Here is a 15555-nt window from a genome sequence, read left to right as displayed (position 1 = left end):
CCCCCGTAGTGGCAGGATGACAGGCACCACTCTTGTGGCCCAACGGCATCACTGAAGGGGAGTGCGGGGGCGATGCAGATCCGGCTCACTGTCCTCCGAGCGCGCAGCGGACCGGCAGCCGCCGGAACGGCCACCGACGTCCTGGTCACGGCCCCGGTCGGTACGGCGCTCGGCGCGGTCGCGGGGGCGCTCGCCGGTGCGGTGGGCGTGCGCGGCCCGCGCTCCGCGACCCATGTGCACCTGTACGCCGGGAACCGGCGGATCGACGAGCAGACCCCGCTCGGCCACCCCCCGCTGCTCGACGGCGCGGTGCTCTCGCTCAACGAGCCCGACCCGGACGCCGACCAGGACGACGCCCCGGCCCCGGCCGAGCTGCGCGTCACCGGCGGCCCCGACGCGGGCGGCGTGCACCGCCTGCACGGGGACCGGGTCACCATCGGCCGCTCCAGCGCCGCCGACGTCCCGCTGGACGACCCGGACGTCTCCCGGCTGCACCTCTCGCTCCAGCTCTCCCCCGACGGCACCGTGACCGTCCGGGACCTGGCCTCCACCAACGGCACCGTGCTGGACGGCCGCTTCCTGCGCGACGAGGCGGTCGAGCTGGCCGAGGACGGCCTGGTCCGGATCGGCGAGTCCACCCTGCTGGTCACCCGCCCCGAGACCAGGGACGGCAACCGCACCACGCCCGACGGCCTCGGCCGGCTCCAGCTGGCCGCCACGCCGTCGGCCCCGTCCGTCCCGGCCGCCGCCGCGCCCGAACCGCCCGCCACCGAGCCCCCGGCCGGCGGCCGCCGCTCGCTGTTCTCCCGCCGACGCCCGGCCGAGCCCGCCGGGCCCAGCGCCGCCCAGCAGCACGCCGCCGTCCGCAGCCGCCAGGCCGCCGCCCAGCGCGAGCGCTGGCCCGACCCGGCCGCCCTGCTGCTCACCGCGCTCGGTGCCGGCCCCCGGCTCTGGGAGCGCGGCCCGCACCACCCGGACGCACTCACCCTCCGGCTCGGCACCGCCGACCTCCCGGGCGGCCCCGGCACCGCCCCCGGCACCGTGCTGCCCGCCGTCCCCGTCACCGTGGACCTGCAGACCGCCGGCAGCCTGGGGCTCGCCGGGCCGCGCCCCCGGCTGGCCGGCCTGGCCCGCGCGGTGCTCGCCCAGCTCGCCGTGCTGCACCCGCCGAGCTCGCTCAGCCTGGTGGTGGCCGCGGCCGACGAGGCCCACTCCGCCGACTGGTCCTGGGCCTTCTGGCTGCCGCACCTGGAGCCGACGCACGGTCAGGACTGCCGCCTGCTGGTCGGGTTCGGCCCCGAGCAGACCGAGGCCCGGCTCACCGAGCTGGCCGCCGGTGCGGGCCTGCGCCGGGAAGCGGGCCTGCGCGCGGAGGCCGGCCTGCGTGGGCGGGCCGGCGCGGCTGACGGACCGTCCGGCACCACCGTGCTGCTGCTCGACGGCGCCCCCACCACCGCGCCCGCCCGCGAGGCGCTCGCCGTCCTGCTGGAGCAGGGCCCGGCCCTCGGCGTCTTCCCGGTCTGCCTGGCCGAGACCCCGCAGGCGCTGCCCGCCGGTCTCGGCGCCACCGCCGTGGTCACCGGCGAGGTCGCCACCCAGCTCACCCTGGACCGCCCGCTGGGCGGCGGCGGCCGCGAACTGGTCCGCGACCTGGCCCTGGACGCCGTCTCCCCCGCCTGGGCCGAGCGGCTGGCCCGGGTGCTGGCCCCGCTGCGCGAGGCCTCCCCGGTCTCCCGCGGCCCGCTGCCCGAGCAGCTGCGGCTGCTGGACCTGCTCCAGCCCGACACCGTCACCCCCTCCAAGCTGGCCGCCCGCTGGGCCGCGCTGCCCGGCGGCCCCGGCACCGCCACCGCCCTGCTCGGCACCGGCCGGGACGAGACCCTGCTGGTCGACCTCGCCGACCCGGACGAGCCCAACGGCCCGCACCTGCTGATCGGCGGCGCCCGCGGCACCGGCAAGACCGAGCTGCTGCGCACCCTGGTCGCCTCCCTCGCCGTCTCCGAGCAGCCCGGGCGGCTGCGGATCACGGTGGTCGACGGCCGCGGCGGCGGCACTCCCGAGGCTCCCGCCGGGCTGGCCGGCTGCACCGACCTGCCGCAGGTCACCGAGCACGTGGACGCCGGGGCCGACCCGCGCCGCGCCCTGCTCGCCGCCGAGACCCTGCTGGACGAACTCGCCCACCGCGAGGCGCTGTTCGACGGCCTCTCGTTCACCGCCTGGCACAACGCCCGGGCCGCCGTGCAGCCCGCCCCGGCCCTGGTGACGGCCGGCGGCGGCACCGCCCCGATGACGGCCCCCCGGGTCGGCCAGCAGCGCAAGCCGGCCGACGTGCTCACCGCCCCGGCCCGGCTGGTCGTGGTGGTGGACGACCTGGACGCGCTGCTCTCCCCCACCTCCCCGGCCGGCCGCCCGCTCAGCCGGGCGCTGTCCGCCGTGGCCGAGCGCGGCGGCCTGCTCGGCGTCCACCTGGTGGCCGCCACCGGGGCGCCCGAGCTGGCGGTGGGCACCGCGCTGGACGAGAACGCCCAGCTGCGGATCGCCCTGCGCACCGCCGACCCGGTCGACTCCGACCTGCTGATCCACCTCACCGACGCCGCCGCCCTCCCCGAGGGCACCCCGGGCCGCGGCTACCTGCGCCGCCCGGACGGCGGGGTGACGGCCTTCCAGGCCGCCAAGGTCAGCGGCCGCATCCCCCGCACCGCCACCCTGCGCCCCACCGTGGTCGCCGTCGACCCGGCCCAGCTCGGCGCCCCGCCGACCCGCCGCCCGGTCCGCGAGCTGGGCAACGGCCCGACCGACCTGGCCCTGCTGGCCAGCGCCCTCCAGCGGGCGGCCACCCTCGGGGCCGGGTCCTGACGGTGTCTCAGGGGCGGTCGCCGGCCTTGTCGACGACCGCCCGGCGGACCACCGCGTCCGCGCCCTGGCCCCAGCGGGCGCCGAGGTACTCGTAGCTGTCGCGGTCGAAGACCCACTCCACGGTGGCCTTGCCGTCCGGCAGCGCCACCCCGACACCGTGCCGGCCGAGCCCGTCCGTGACGTCCTCGTGCACCACCGCCCCGGGGATCAGCCCGGCCGCCCGGAACAGCGCCGCGCTCACCTCCGGTGTCGCGATCTGCTCGGCGACCAGCCGGTTGATCGCCTTGAAGGCGGCGTGCTCGGGGCTCTGGCCCTGCCCCTCGGTCTGAGCCTTGATCAGCGCGAGCAGCGCCGCCGGGTCGGTCGGCAGGGTGGCCACGTAGCGGTAGTTCGGGTTGTTGACGCTGGCCGGCTCGTCCAGCGGGGTCAGCTCCCGCCGCCCGTACCGACTGTCGTCCAGCAGGGCGGGCCGCTTGCCGTCCACCGGCAGCCAGAGCTCGGCCTTCACCTCCGGGTCCTGCCGCTGCACGTAGACGTACTGACTGTCCTTCACCTCCTGCCGCGGCTTGGCCGCCGCCGCCGCGGCCGCCCGGTCCAGCACCACCGAGGCCGCCGAGGCGGTCGGGGCGGCGCCCCCGGTGTTCAGCACCACGGTCAGCGCCAGCGCGCCCGCCAGCACAGGCACTGCGGCCCATCCGTAACGGCGGGTGGTGCTCCTGGGCTTCCGGCTGATCTCGCTCATCAGGTGTCCCCTCAACAGCTGGTGGCGGTCGGCGGGGAGCACCGGCTCGTGCTCGTGGTTCATCAGTTCTTCCCCTCTGACCGGACCGCTTCGACGCGGTCACTCCCTACCTGTCCGCGGCCGCGGTGAGGTTCCGTCAGTTCCTCCGCCGCCAGGTCGCGCAGCCGGGCCCGGGCCCGGGAGAGCCGGGAGCGGACGGTGCCGACCGGCACGCCGAGCGCCTCGGCGGCCGAGGCGTAGTCCAGCCCGGCCAGCACGCAGAGCTGGAAGACCTCGCGCTCGCGGCGGCGCAGCCGCTCCAGCGCGCGCTTGGCGGCGGCCAGCCGGGCGCCGTCGTCCATCCGGCCGACCAGCTCGTCGGCGAAGTCGGGCACCACCTCCCGGTCCGGCAGCCGGGCCAGCGCGGCCCGGTGGCGGCGGCCGGCCCGGGTGGTGTTGCGCAGCACGTTGGTGGCGATGCCGAACAGCCAGGGCCGCACCGACCCGCCGTCCTCCTCCAGCTTCCCGCGCAGCCGCCAGGCCTCCAGGAAGGTCAGCGAGACGGCGTCCTCGGCGGCGGCCCAGTCCCCCAGCGTCCGTACGGCATACCCGTACACCCCCTGTGCGTGTTCGTCGAAGAGCTGCCCGAAGGCGCTCTGGTCCCCGGCGCGCAGCCGGGCCCGTAGTGACAGTTCCACGCCCCTACCTGTCCGCTCGCGCCCCCGGGTTCCGACCAGGATGCCGCGAGGGCGGTACCGGCAGGGAAGCCGGTACCGCCCTCGCGGTGAACTGTCGGACCGTCAGACGCCCGTGCGGAGCAGGGTGCGGATCACCCGCATGGCGACCGAGAGGCTGGACAGCTCGTAGTTGTCCGAACCCCTTATGTCGTCGAGGGTGGTCTTGGCCCGGCTCAGCAGGGTCGAGTTGAGCTCGGCCCAGGCCGCGTACCGCTCCTCGGGCGTGGAGCCCTCGGTGCCGCAGGACAGGATGTCCGCGGTGAGCGCGGAGTGCGCGGCGAACAGGTCCTCGCGGATCGCGGCGCGGGCCATCGAGGACCAGCGGTCGTCGCGCGGCAGCTCGATGATCCGGTCCAGCAGGTGGGTGATCTGCAGGCGGTCGGCCAGGTCGTAGTAGAGCTCGGCGACGTCGGTCACCTCGCTGCCGCTGCGGTCCGCGACGCCGACGATGTCCAGGGTCGGGAAGGCGGAGGACAGACCCGCGATCCGCAGCGCCAGCTCCTCCGGCACGCCGGCCTCGGCCAGCTCCCGGTGGACGCCCTCGAACCAGGTGAGGTCCTCGCCGCGCAGCGGCTTGGGCAGGCTGTCCCAGACCTGGTCGACCCGGGACTGGAAGAACTCGATGGTGCCCTGGATGTCCAGCGGCTGGCGCCGGTTGTTGAGCATCCAGCGGGTGGCCCGCTCGACCAGCCGGCGGGTGTGCAGGCGCATCTTGGTCTGCACCCGCGCCGGGACGGCGTTGTCGAGGCCCTCGACGTCCGACCAGATCCGCTCCAGGCCGAAGACCGCGCGCGCCGCCGCGTGGGTGCGGGCGATCTCCTCCATGGTGGCGCCGGTCTCCTCGCGGAGCCGGAAGGCGAAGGTGCAGCCGCCGCGGTTGATCGTGTCGTTGACGATCAGGGTGGTGATGATCTCGCGGCGCAGCGGGTGCTGGTCGATCGCCTCGGCGAACCGGGCCCGCAGCGCGCTCGGGAAGTACTCGTGCAGCGCGGTGCGGAAGTACGGGTCGTCGGGGAGCTCGGTGGCGAGCAGCTCGTCGGCCAGGGTGATCTTGGTGTAGGCGAGCAGCACCGAGAGCTCGGGCTGGGAGAGCCCGCGCCCGCCGGCCGCCCGCTCCTTGATCTGACGGTCCGTCGGCAGGAACTCGATGGCCCGGTCCAGCTGGCCGTTGCCCTCCAGGCGGTTGATCATGCGGGCGTGCACGTCGACCATCGAGAGGGCCTGGGCGACGGCGTTGGCCAGCACCACGTTCTGCGCGTAGTTGTTGCGCAGCACCAGGTGGCCGACCTCGTCGGTCATCTCGGCGAGCAGCTTGTTGCGCTGCTTGACCGTCATGTCGCCGTCGGCGACGACCTGGTTGAGCAGGATCTTGATGTTGACCTCGTGGTCCGAGGTGTCCACGCCGGCCGAGTTGTCGATGGCGTCGGTGTTGATCCAGCCGCCGGTGCCCTCGGGGCCGCCGGTCGAGGCGTACTCGATGCGGCCGAGCTGGGTGCAGCCGAGGTTGCCGCCCTCGCCGACCACCCGGGCCCGGACCTGGCCGCCGTTGACCCGGATCGCGTCGTTGGACTTGTCGCCCACCTCGGCGTTGGTCTCGGCGGAGGACTTGATGTAGGTGCCGATGCCGCCGTTCCAGAACAGGTCCACCGGGGACTGCAGGATCGCCTTCATCAGCTCGGCCGGGGTGAGCTTGGACTCCTCGATGCCGAGCCGCTCGCGCACCTGGGCGGAGAGCTGGATCGACTTGGCGGAGCGCGGGAAGACGCCGCCGCCGGCCGAGATCAGGCTCTTGTCGTAGTCGTCCCAGGAGCTGCGCGGGACGTCGAAGAGCCGGCGCCGCTCGGCGAAGGAGACCGCCGCGTCCGGGTTCGGGTCCAGGAAGATGTGGCGGTGGTCGAAGGCGGCCACCAGCCGGATGTGCTCGCTGAGCAGCATGCCGTTGCCGAACACGTCACCGGACATGTCGCCGATGCCGACCACGGTGAAGTCCTCGGTCTGGGTGTCGTGGCCCAGCTCGCGGAAGTTGCGCTTGACGGACTCCCAGGCGCCGCGCGCCGTGATGCCCATGCCCTTGTGGTCGTACCCGGCGGAGCCGCCGGAGGCGAAGGCGTCGCCCAGCCAGAAGCCGTAGCTCTCGGCCACGCCGTTGGCGATGTCCGAGAAGGTCGCGGTGCCCTTGTCGGCGGCGACCACCAGGTAGGTGTCGTCCTCGTCGTGGCGGACCACCTCGGACGGGTGCACGACCTCGCCGGCCACCAGGTTGTCGGTGATGTCCAGCAGCGCCGAGATGAAGGTCTTGTACGAGGCGATGCCCTCGGCCAGCCAGGCGTCGCGGTCCACCGACGGGTCCGGCAGCTGCTTGGCGACGAAGCCGCCCTTGGCGCCGACCGGGACGATGACGGTGTTCTTGACCATCTGGGCCTTGACCAGGCCGAGGATCTCGGTGCGGAAGTCCTCGCGCCGGTCGGACCAGCGCAGACCGCCGCGGGCGACCTTGCCGAAGCGCAGGTGCACGCCCTCGACCCGGGGCGAGTAGACCCAGATCTCGAAGGCCGGGCGCGGGGCCGGCAGGTCCGGGATGGCCTTGGGGTCGAACTTCATCGACACGTAGGAGTGCCGCTCGCCGTCCGAGGCGTGCTGGAAGAAGTTGGTCCGCAGGGTGGCCCGGATGAGGTTCAGGAAGGAGCGCAGGATGCGGTCCTCGTCCAGCGAGACGACCTCGTCCAGGGCGCCGGAGAGCTCCTCCAGGATGCCCTCGGTCAGCTCGGACGCACCCTGCTGGTGGCCGGGGCTGAGCCGGGCCTCGAAGAGGTTCACCAGCAGCCGGGTGGTGTGGATGTTGTTGCGGAGCGCGTCCTCCATGTAGTCCTGGGAGAAGGTGCTCCCGGCCTGGCGGAGGTACTTGGCGTAGGCGCGCAGCACCACGGCCTGACGCCAGGTCAGACCGGCGGTGAGGACCAGCTCGTTGAAGCCGTCGTTCTCCGCCTTGCCGGTCCAGGTCGCCGAGAAGGCGTCCTGGAAGCGCTCGCGCGCCTCGTCGGTGAGGGCGGAGGCCTCGCGCAGGCGCAGGCCGAAGTCGTAGACCCAGGCCTTGGAGCCGTCCTCGCGGGTGAGCGCGTACGGGCGCTCGTCGAGCACCTCGACGCCCAGGCGCTGGAGCACCGGCAGGACCTCGGTCAGCGAGATCGGGCCGCCGACCCGGTAGATCTTGAAGCGGCGCTCGTCGTCGCCCGCGCCGACCGGCTGGTAGAGGTTGAGCCGGAAGTCGCCCTCGCCGCTCAGCGCCTCGATCTGCTTGAGGTCGGCCACGGCGGTGCGCGGCGGGAAGTCAGCGCGGTAGCCGTCGGGGAAGGCGTTGGCGTAGCGGCGGCCGAGTTCGGCGGCGCGCTCCTCGCCCAGCTCGACGTGCAGCTGGTCGTGGAAGCCGTCCATCCAGAAGCGCGCGGCCTCGGCCAGCTTGGCCTCGATCCGCTCCACCTCGGCGTCGGTCAGCGAGGGCAGCTCGCTGCCCTTGGCGACCCGGACCACGAAGTGCAGTCGGGTCAGCACCGACTCGGTGGACCAGACGGTGTACTCGATGTTCTCGCCGTTCAGCTCCTGCAGCAGCAGGTCCATCAGGCGCAGCCGGATCCGCGTGGTGTAGCGGTCGCGCGGCAGGTAGATCAGCGCGGAGAAGTAGCGCCCGTACTCGTCCTGACGGAGGAACAGCCGCAGCCGGCGGCGCTCCTGCAGGTAGAGCACGCTGGTGGCGATGGAGAGCAGCTGCTCGGCCGGGGTCTGGAAGATCTCGTCCCGGGGGAAGGTCTCCAGGATCTGGAGCAGGTCGCGGCCGTCGTGGCTCTCGTTGGCGAAGCCGGAGCCGGCCAGCACCTCCTGCACCTTGCGTCGGACCACCGGGATCCGGGTGACCGACTCGGTGTACGCGGCCGAGGAGAACAGGCCGAGGAAGCGGCGCTCGCCGATCACGTTGCCCTGGGCGTCGAAGCGCTTCACGCCGACGTAGTCCAGGTAGGCCGGGCGGTGCACGGTGGACTTGCTGTTGGCCTTGGTGAGGACCAGCAGCTTCTTCTCGTGCGCCTTGGCCCGGACCGGGGCGGACATCCGGCCGAAGGCCTCGGAGACCGGGTGGTGGTCGGTGTCGTGGCTGAGCGGGTCGGAGCGCAGGATGCCGAGGCCGGTGCCGGGGACGGCCCGCAGCACCTCCTCGCCCTCGTGCTCGGCCAGGTCGTACTCGCGGTAGCCGAGGAAGGTGAAGTGGTCGTCGGCCAGCCAGCGCATCAGCTCCCAGGCCTCGCCGACCTCCTGCTCGGCCAGGTGGGCCGGGGGCTCCTCGGCCAGCTCGTCGGCCAGGCGCAGCGCGGAGTCGCGCATCTTGCCCCAGTCCTCGACGACCTCGCGGACGTCGCCGAGCACCCGGCGCAGGTTGGCCTCGATCGCGTGCAGGTCCTCGCGGTCGGTCTCGCGGTCGATCTCGATGTGCATCCAGGACTCGACCGTGGCGTCGGCGGGCCACTCGGTGCCGGCCGCCTGGCTGCGCGAGCAGGCGTCCAGGTCGAGGATCTCCAGCAGCTTGCCGGTCAGGTCACGGCGCACCACCAGCTGGGGGTGGATCACCACGTGGATGCCGCGGTCCTGGCGGGTCAGCTCGTTGGTGACCGAGTCGACCAGGAAGGGCATGTCGTCGGTGACGACCTCGACCACGGTGTGGCCGCAGGACCAGCCGTTCTCCTCCACCGTGGGGGTGTACACCCGGACCTCGGCGGTGCCCTGCGGGCGCTTCAGGCCGAGGCGGTAGTGCGAGGCCGCCGCGCCGTAGACGTCCACCGGGTCGCGGTCGACGAGGTCCTCGGGGGCGGTGTGGAGGTAGTAGTACCGCAGGTACGAGGCCAGAGCACCGTTGCTCAGGCCCTCCCCGGGTGCCGCTCCCCCCACCTGGCTGTTCTCAGCGGCTGCCGCTGCCTTGGTGAGCAGCTCGGCCTTGGCTGCGTCCAGCTTGGTCTGCATGGCTGTATGGCTCCTGTCGCGCGCCGTTGCGTGACTCGGTGATGGGTCCGGGTACACCGCCGGGTCTACCCGCAATCCTCCACCAGCACCGGAGGAAAGTGGCCCATGGCACGCATGAAGCGACCTTCGTCCGGGTAATGGTGACGGATTCGGCACCCGACGACGTCACTCACCCTAACCAAAGCCCAGCAGGGTGTCAGGGGACATGGAGGCAGAAAGCCGGACGAAGATCACACCGTCCTGGACACGTTGTCCAAACCGGCCGGTCACATGACGCGCCGTCAGACCTCGTCGGCCAGGACCAGTTCGACCGCCTCCGCCAGCGAGTCCACCACCGGGGCCCCGAGCCCCGCCAGCTTCTCCCGGGTGTGCGAACCCCCGGTGTACAGCACCGCACGCGCGCCCACCCAGTGGGCGGCCGCCGCGTCGTCCGCCGCGTCCCCGATCACCACGGTGCGCGCCGGGTCCTGGCCGAGCCGCTCCAGGTGCCGCTTCAGGTAGTCGCGCTTGCCCGTCCCGTACGACTCGCCGACCCGGCCGTCCACCCGGACGAAGTGCTCCTCGATCCCGCGGGCCCGCACCTGCGGCACCAGCCGGTGGTGCTCGTGCATCGACAGCAGCGACTGGCTGCGCCCGGCCGCCCGCCAGCCGGCCAGCAGCCCGGCCGCGCCCTCGGTCAGCCCGCAGGCGTCGCTGAGCTCCTGGTAGCGGTCCTGGAAGGCGGCGTCCAGCACCGTCCACTCGTCCCGGCTGGGCTCGCGGCCGAGCAGCAGCTCGTAGAACTTCGGGATCGGGAAGGTGTACAGCTCCCGGTACTGCTCCAGCGTGATCGGCGCCATGCCGAGCGTGGCGAAGGCCGCGTTGCTGGAGGCCACCACGGCCGCCATGTCGTGCAGCAGGGTGCCGTTCCAGTCCCAGACGATGTGCGTGCTCACCCAGGAACGGTACCCGCCGCCGCCGGCGCTCAGGCCCCGGGGGTCGAGCCGTCCGCCAGCAGCTCGCGCAGCACCCGGTCGACCTGGTGGTGCACGAGCTCGGTGCCGGGCGGCACCAGCTCCTCGGTGCGGCGGACCCACTCCGCCACGGTGGAGGCGTCGGCCTGGAGCAGCACGTCGCCCTCCAGCGAGCGGAGCATCACGGTGAGCAGGCCGCGGCCGCCGACGGTGCTCGGCCAGATCCGCACGTCCCCGCTGCCCGTGGCCCGGTAGACGCCCTCGGCCAGCAGCTCCCGGGCGAAGTACCAGCTGACCGGGGAGGCCGAGTGGACGTGGAAGGTGACGTGCACGGCGTACGGGTCGTCGGCCCGGTAGCCCAGCCGGGCCCGGACCGGGATGCTGTCCTGGGGCGACACCAACAGGTCCATGGTCAGGTCGCGCTCCAGCACGGTGCTCTCCATCTCGCGGCTCTCCATCTCGCGCTCTCCTCCGCTCGTCCCGGTCCGGCGCACTGAGAACGACGCCGGGAACGGGTCGGTACCCGCGGATCCGCAACCCTGTAGGGGCAAACAGCGGTGGCCCGGCCGGTTCTGTCGGTGGCGACAAAAGCGCCGGACAGCCTTCCGGATGACACCGCGTCAACTCCGCGACACCGCCTCACCCCCCGAACGCCCGCCCGTCCGCCCACCCGTCCCGCCACCCCACCGTGCGGCCGTGCCCGGCCGGGCACGAACGGCCCCGGAGCGGCCGGGCCGCCGCTTCCTACCCTGACCGCTATGGACGCTCAACCGACCACGGTGCTGGGGGAATCGACCAAGCGGCTGGCCCGGATCCTGCTCGACGGCCTGCCGGAGCTGACCGAGGAGACGGTCCGCCGGATCCGCGAGGAGCTGAAGGTCTACCAGGACGCCGGCCCGCTGCCGTCCGGCCAGCTGCACGAGGCGGTCCGGGACAACCTGGCCTACTCCCTGCGCGGCCTCACCGGCGAGGAGATCACCCTGGAGGCCCCCCGGGTCACCGGGCGCCGCCGGGCCGAGCAGGGCGTGCCGCTGGCCATGGTGCAGACCGCCTACCGGCTGGGCTTCCGCTGCCTGTGGGAGCGGATGGTCGCCGAGGCCGAGCGCACCGGCGCGGCCAGCAGCGCCGACCTGGTCGCGATGGCCAGCGAGGTCTGGCGGTACAACGACGAGGTGGTGGGCGCCATGGTGGACGCCTTCAACGAGCGCACCGCCGCCCTCAAGATCCAGTGGGACCAGGAGCGTTCGGCCCTGGTGGACGTGGTGCTGCGCGGCGGCATGGGCAACCCCGGGCGGGTCCTGGAGGCCGCCGACATGCTCACCCTGCCCTACGACGGCACCTTCGCCGTGGTGGTCGCGCACGCCCCCGGCCTGGCCCGGCAGGCCCTGCCGGACATCGAACCCGCCCTGCGCAGCCACCAGATGGGCTCCGCCTGGCGCCTCACCCCCGACGCCCACATCGGCATCGTCTCCATGCAGGACGGCGCGGCGATGGAGCAACTGGTCGAGACGCTACGGCTCCAGACGGTCCGTCGGGCCGGGGTCAGCCCCTGCTACTCCAGACTCGACCAGACCCCGCAGGCCCTCCACCTGGCCCAGGTCGCGCTGGCCAGCGCGGCCCCCCGCTCCGAGACCGTCTCGGTCTTCGACGCCTCCCCGCTGCCGATGCTGGTGGTCAGCTCCCCCTCCACCGCCTCCCGGATCGGCCACCAGGTGCTCGGCCCGCTGATGGACCTCCCGGAGAGCCAGCGCGAGCAGCTGCTCACCACCATGTCCACCTACTTCGCGGTGGACGGCTCGGCCGACAAGGCGGGCAAACTGCTGTTCTGCCACCCCAACACCATCCGCTACCGCCTGCGCCGGATCGAGCAGCTCAGCGGACGCTCCTTCGAGCGCCCGCTGGACTCGGCCGAGCTCTACATCGCCCTGCAGGCCGTCCTCCGCCTGCCCGAGGTGGTCCGCGACCCGCTGCACTGAGCGCCCTCCAGGGGTGCTCAGCCCTCGAACTCGGCCGCCCCGCGCAGCAGGTGGTGGTCCGACATGCCCGGGGTGCAGGGCGCCGCGTCACCCTTGACGTTGCGGAAGTCCCGGGCGCTCAGGAAGAGGTAGTCGATCTTCGTCGCGGTGGTGGCCTTCGGCGAGCAGAGCGGCTCCACGGTCGGCGCGCCGGTGCGGCAGCGGCCACCCGGCAGCGCGCAGAAGTCGGCGTCGTTCTCGTCCGCCTCCTGGTACTTCCCGCTGCCGCCCGAGTGGTTGTACAGCGCGTCCAGGACCGGCTCCTGCGGGGTCGCGTTGAAGTCGCCCGCCAGCAGCACCGGCTCGCCCGCGTCCACGTACGCCCCGGTCAGCCGGGCCACCTCGGCGGCGTGCACCGGCGTGACGGCGTCGTGCGGGTCCAGGTGGGTGTCGCAGACCCGGACCTGACGGCCGGTCACCTTCGCCTGGGCGCAGAGCAGCGCGCGCTGCTCGGTGCCGTCCGGCTTCGGCAGCATCGTCACCGAGCGGCTGCCCGGCACCACGGTGCCCGCCGGACCCTTCACGAAGATCCCCAGGCCGAAGCGGGTGTCCGCGGCGTCCCACTTGGCGCAGCCGGAGGCCGAGGAGAGCGTCGCGCCCCAGACCGCCTCGTAGCGGCCCGCCAGCTTGGTGCGCAGCAGGTCCCACTGCCCGTGGCAGAGCTCCTGGAGCACCACCACGTCGGCGCTCCAGGCGTCCACCTCGGAGACCAGCCGGTCGCGCCACTTGGCCGGGTCGTTCTGGTAGACGTCCGGGCAGGCCGCCCCGCAGACGTTGTACGTGATGAACCTCGGCTTCGGCCAGGTCACCGGATCGGCCACGTCGGCCCGGGCCGGAGCCCCCGCCAACAGCAGCACCACCACGGCGAGCAGGGCCGTCCACAGCTTGCGCACAGCGCGTTCCCCCTTGATCGACTCCACGACCGGGGGATTCTACGGGGCGTCAGGCCGTCCGGATCAGGCCAGCAGCGCGGGGATCTCCTGGGTGGCGAACCAGAGCAGCTCGTGGTCCTCGGCACCGTCCACCGTGAACTGCGCGTCCGCGTCGCCCCCGTCCGCCGCGCCGATCGCCGCGACCGCCGCCGCCACGTCGGCCACCACGTCCGCGTCGGCCACGTCGGCGTGCACGGCGGCCGCCTTGGCCAGCGGCAGCGGGCCCCTGAGCACGATCCGGCCCAGCGAGGCCTGGTCCTGGTACTCGTCACCGGCGAACGGCGCCACCGCCGAGTCGGCCACGTCCACCGCCACCACCACCCGGCGGCGCGGGGCCTGCGCGTCCTCGGCCAGCAGGCGCAGCGCGGCCTGGGCGGCCCGGTTCAGCGCGGCGTACTCCAGCTCCTCCAGGTCGTCGCTGACGTACCACTCCCGTAGTGCCGGGGTCACGGCGTACGCCACCGACTGGTCCAAGGACCCACCGGGGTGCGCGGCCGCCAGTCCGGCCAGGGTGGTGGGCACGTACACGCGCATCGGGGGCTCCGCTTCCTCGGACGATCCGGACAGCCAAACAATACGGGGCTCACCCCCGCAGAGCCCGCGCCGTGGTGTGCAGGGCTGTCTCCAGGGTCAGCGCACGGCGCAGCGGATCCATCATGTTCGGCCCCATCGCGGCCAGGTCCTCCAGCGTCGGGGCCAGCACGTGCACCCGCACTCCCGCGGCCCGCAGCGCCCGCACCTCGCGGAACAGCTGACGGGTCACCACCCGCCGGTACCGGCCCACCAGTTGCACCAGCACCCCGCGCGGCCGGTCCCGCCGCCGCCACTCCCGCACCGCTCCCGCCCACCCCCGGCTCTCCGCCCGGCCGTCCGGCCAGCCGGGCCGCAGCGCCATCGGGGCCAGGACGTACACCTCGTCCAGGCCCCGGCCGAGCATCAGGTCCGCGTTGGTCGCCGACCAGCAGCCGCCGTCCACGTACCGGTGCCCGTCCAGCTCCACCGGTGCGAACCACCCCGGGATCGCGCAGGAGGCCATCACCGCCTCCGCCGTCGGCGCCGGCGGCTGCCCCGGGTCCCCGAACACCACCCGCCGGCCGGTCCCGTAGTCCACCGACACCACACGCAGCGGCCACCCCCCGGGCGCCGCCTCCCCGACCAGCCCGCGCACCAGCTCACCGACCGGCGCCACCGACGCGCGGCCGGTCGGCGCGGCCGCCGACACCATGGTCAGGAACGGGTACCCCCGCGGGTTGCGCACCGTGGCCCGCAGCAGCCCCGGCGAACCGAACCCCGGCCGCGGCAGCGGCGGCAGCGCCCCGCCCAGCGCCTCCTCGTACCCGAAGCCCACCCCCGCCAGGGGGCCCGCGGCCAGGTCCAGCCCGCGCTGGTGGTCCGTCAGGTCCGCCGTCCCCACCCCCGCCGCCAGCAGCGTCCCCAGCACCGACCCGGCCGAGGTCCCGAGGATCACCTCCGCCTCCCCCGGCCGCCACCCCGTCTCCTCCTCCACCGCCCGCAGCGCACCCACCGCCCAGGCCGCCCCCAGCACCCCGCCCCCGCCGAGCACCAGACCCCGCCGCACCAGGCACCACCTCCGCCCTCCACCGACCGGCCCCCACGGTACGTCCCCCTTCGTGCCCACCCGCCGCGCCCCGCCGGTCAACCCCGTGCACCACCCCCGGCCGCCGCAGCCCTTGTCCCGCACCGCGAACCACCCGGATAGGTGACACCGGCGCGCTCCCGCGACACCTCCCCCCGGGTCCGTTGCCACCGCCACCGGCCCCGGGTACCAAGGAGCCGAACCCGCACCGCTCCGCACGAAGGGCGCCGCCGATGACCGCTCCCACCGCCGCCGCACCCCGGGTCCGAGCCCTGGTCCACCCCCATCCGCGGCGCCCCGACCGCACCCCGCGCCGTCCGCACCCCGTCGGCGAACTGACCCCGCGTCACCCCCGGGCCGCCTGCGCCCCCGCCCGCACCGGCAGCAGCCGACTCGCCGCCCGCTTCGCCCACCGCCTCGTCGAGGTCCTCACCGGCCACCGCCCCGCCGGCCAGCTCCAGCGCCACACCACCCTCCCCGGGTACCAGCAGCTCACCGCCCTGGTCCGCACCGGCCCCCTCCGCCCCCGCGGCCGCCTCACCCCCCACCGCCTCGGCCGCGTCTACGACTCCGCCCCCACCCCCCGCGCCCTCGAGGTCTGCGTCCGCGTCGAGTTCGGCCCCCGCCACCACATGGTCGCCTTCCGCCTCGAACAGCACCGCCGCACCGACCAGTGGCAGTGCACCGCCGTCGAAGCGAGGTAGTTGGAGGCAGCGGCTCGGCAGGGCAGCGCCCAGGGG

11 protein-coding genes are annotated in these 15555 nt (G+C 74.1%); 3 read left to right on the top strand and 8 right to left on the bottom strand.

The window, feature by feature from the left end; all coding sequences use genetic code 11:
* Window positions 1-72: 72 nt before the first annotated feature.
* Window positions 73-2856: an FtsK/SpoIIIE domain-containing protein gene (locus ACWCYY_RS24600; RefSeq protein ID WP_449797274.1), complete on the top strand. Its 2784-nt coding sequence runs from the start codon at window positions 73-75 to the stop codon at window positions 2854-2856.
* Between the two features lie 7 nt (window positions 2857-2863).
* Here the strand turns inward: ACWCYY_RS24600 and ACWCYY_RS24595 are convergent, their stop codons facing one another.
* From ACWCYY_RS24595 to ACWCYY_RS24575, 5 genes are all read right to left on the bottom strand, one after another.
* Window positions 2864-3661, bottom strand: coding sequence for a CU044_5270 family protein (locus tag ACWCYY_RS24595; RefSeq protein WP_345281342.1), 798 nt, complete (start codon window positions 3659-3661; stop codon window positions 2864-2866).
* Entirely contained in the window at window positions 3661-4275 is a 615-nt protein-coding gene (locus ACWCYY_RS24590) for an RNA polymerase sigma factor (protein ID WP_345281327.1), read from the bottom strand. The genes ACWCYY_RS24595 and ACWCYY_RS24590 overlap by 1 nt, the downstream gene beginning before the upstream one ends.
* A 102-nt stretch (window positions 4276-4377) precedes the next feature.
* Complete coding sequence (locus tag ACWCYY_RS24585) at window positions 4378-9318, bottom strand: NAD-glutamate dehydrogenase (protein ID WP_449797273.1); 4941 nt, start codon at window positions 9316-9318, stop codon at window positions 4378-4380.
* Window positions 9319-9599: 281 nt separating this feature from the next.
* Entirely contained in the window at window positions 9600-10253 is a 654-nt protein-coding gene (locus tag ACWCYY_RS24580) for an HAD family hydrolase (RefSeq protein ID WP_449797272.1), read from the bottom strand.
* Between the two features lie 29 nt (window positions 10254-10282).
* Window positions 10283-10729, bottom strand: coding sequence for an SsgA family sporulation/cell division regulator (locus ACWCYY_RS24575; RefSeq protein WP_345281339.1), 447 nt, complete (start codon window positions 10727-10729; stop codon window positions 10283-10285).
* A gap of 300 nt (window positions 10730-11029) precedes the next feature.
* Here ACWCYY_RS24575 and ACWCYY_RS24570 point away from each other — a divergent pair, with 300 nt between their 5' ends.
* Complete coding sequence (locus ACWCYY_RS24570; RefSeq protein ID WP_345281329.1) at window positions 11030-12247, top strand: PucR family transcriptional regulator; 1218 nt, start codon at window positions 11030-11032, stop codon at window positions 12245-12247.
* Window positions 12248-12264: 17 nt separating this feature from the next.
* On the opposite strand, the gene ACWCYY_RS24565 is transcribed toward ACWCYY_RS24570, so the two are convergent.
* Genes ACWCYY_RS24565 through ACWCYY_RS24555 form a run of 3 tightly spaced genes read right to left on the bottom strand, consistent with a single transcriptional unit; the run spans window position 12265 to window position 14797 of the window.
* Window positions 12265-13206: an endonuclease/exonuclease/phosphatase family protein gene (locus ACWCYY_RS24565; protein ID WP_449797271.1), complete on the bottom strand. Its 942-nt coding sequence runs from the start codon at window positions 13204-13206 to the stop codon at window positions 12265-12267.
* 36 nt (window positions 13207-13242) lie between these two features.
* A complete protein-coding gene (locus tag ACWCYY_RS24560) occupies window positions 13243-13752 on the bottom strand; it encodes a DUF6912 family protein (protein WP_345281331.1) in 510 nt (169 codons plus the stop codon).
* A gap of 49 nt (window positions 13753-13801) precedes the next feature.
* Complete coding sequence (locus ACWCYY_RS24555) at window positions 13802-14797, bottom strand: patatin-like phospholipase family protein (RefSeq protein WP_449797270.1); 996 nt, start codon at window positions 14795-14797, stop codon at window positions 13802-13804.
* Window positions 14798-15048: 251 nt separating this feature from the next.
* Between ACWCYY_RS24555 and ACWCYY_RS24550 the strand changes: the two genes are divergently transcribed.
* Window positions 15049-15519, top strand: coding sequence for an Rv3235 family protein (locus ACWCYY_RS24550; RefSeq protein WP_380149635.1), 471 nt, complete (start codon window positions 15049-15051; stop codon window positions 15517-15519).
* Window positions 15520-15555 lie beyond the last annotated feature (36 nt).

This window comes from Kitasatospora sp. NPDC001664 (assembly GCF_053596675.1).
The sequence above is the reverse complement of the archived record's forward strand: the minus strand, read 5'-3'. Positions and strand labels throughout refer to the sequence as shown.

Bases quoted from the DNA above. Each gene is read 5' to 3' on its own strand.
- ACWCYY_RS24600 (WP_449797274.1), top strand. From the start codon at position 73: ATGCAGATCCGGCTCACTGTCCTCCGAGCGCGCAGCGGACCGGCAGCC.
- ACWCYY_RS24595 (WP_345281342.1), bottom strand. From the start codon at position 3,661: ATGAACCACGAGCACGAGCCGGTGCTCCCCGCCGACCGCCACCAGCTG.
- ACWCYY_RS24585 (WP_449797273.1), bottom strand. From the start codon at position 9,318: ATGCAGACCAAGCTGGACGCAGCCAAGGCCGAGCTGCTCACCAAGGCA.
- ACWCYY_RS24575 (WP_345281339.1), bottom strand. From the start codon at position 10,729: ATGGAGAGCCGCGAGATGGAGAGCACCGTGCTGGAGCGCGACCTGACC.
- ACWCYY_RS24570 (WP_345281329.1), top strand. From the start codon at position 11,030: ATGGACGCTCAACCGACCACGGTGCTGGGGGAATCGACCAAGCGGCTG.
- ACWCYY_RS24560 (WP_345281331.1), bottom strand. From the start codon at position 13,752: ATGCGCGTGTACGTGCCCACCACCCTGGCCGGACTGGCGGCCGCGCAC.
- ACWCYY_RS24550 (WP_380149635.1), top strand. From the start codon at position 15,049: ATGACCGCTCCCACCGCCGCCGCACCCCGGGTCCGAGCCCTGGTCCAC.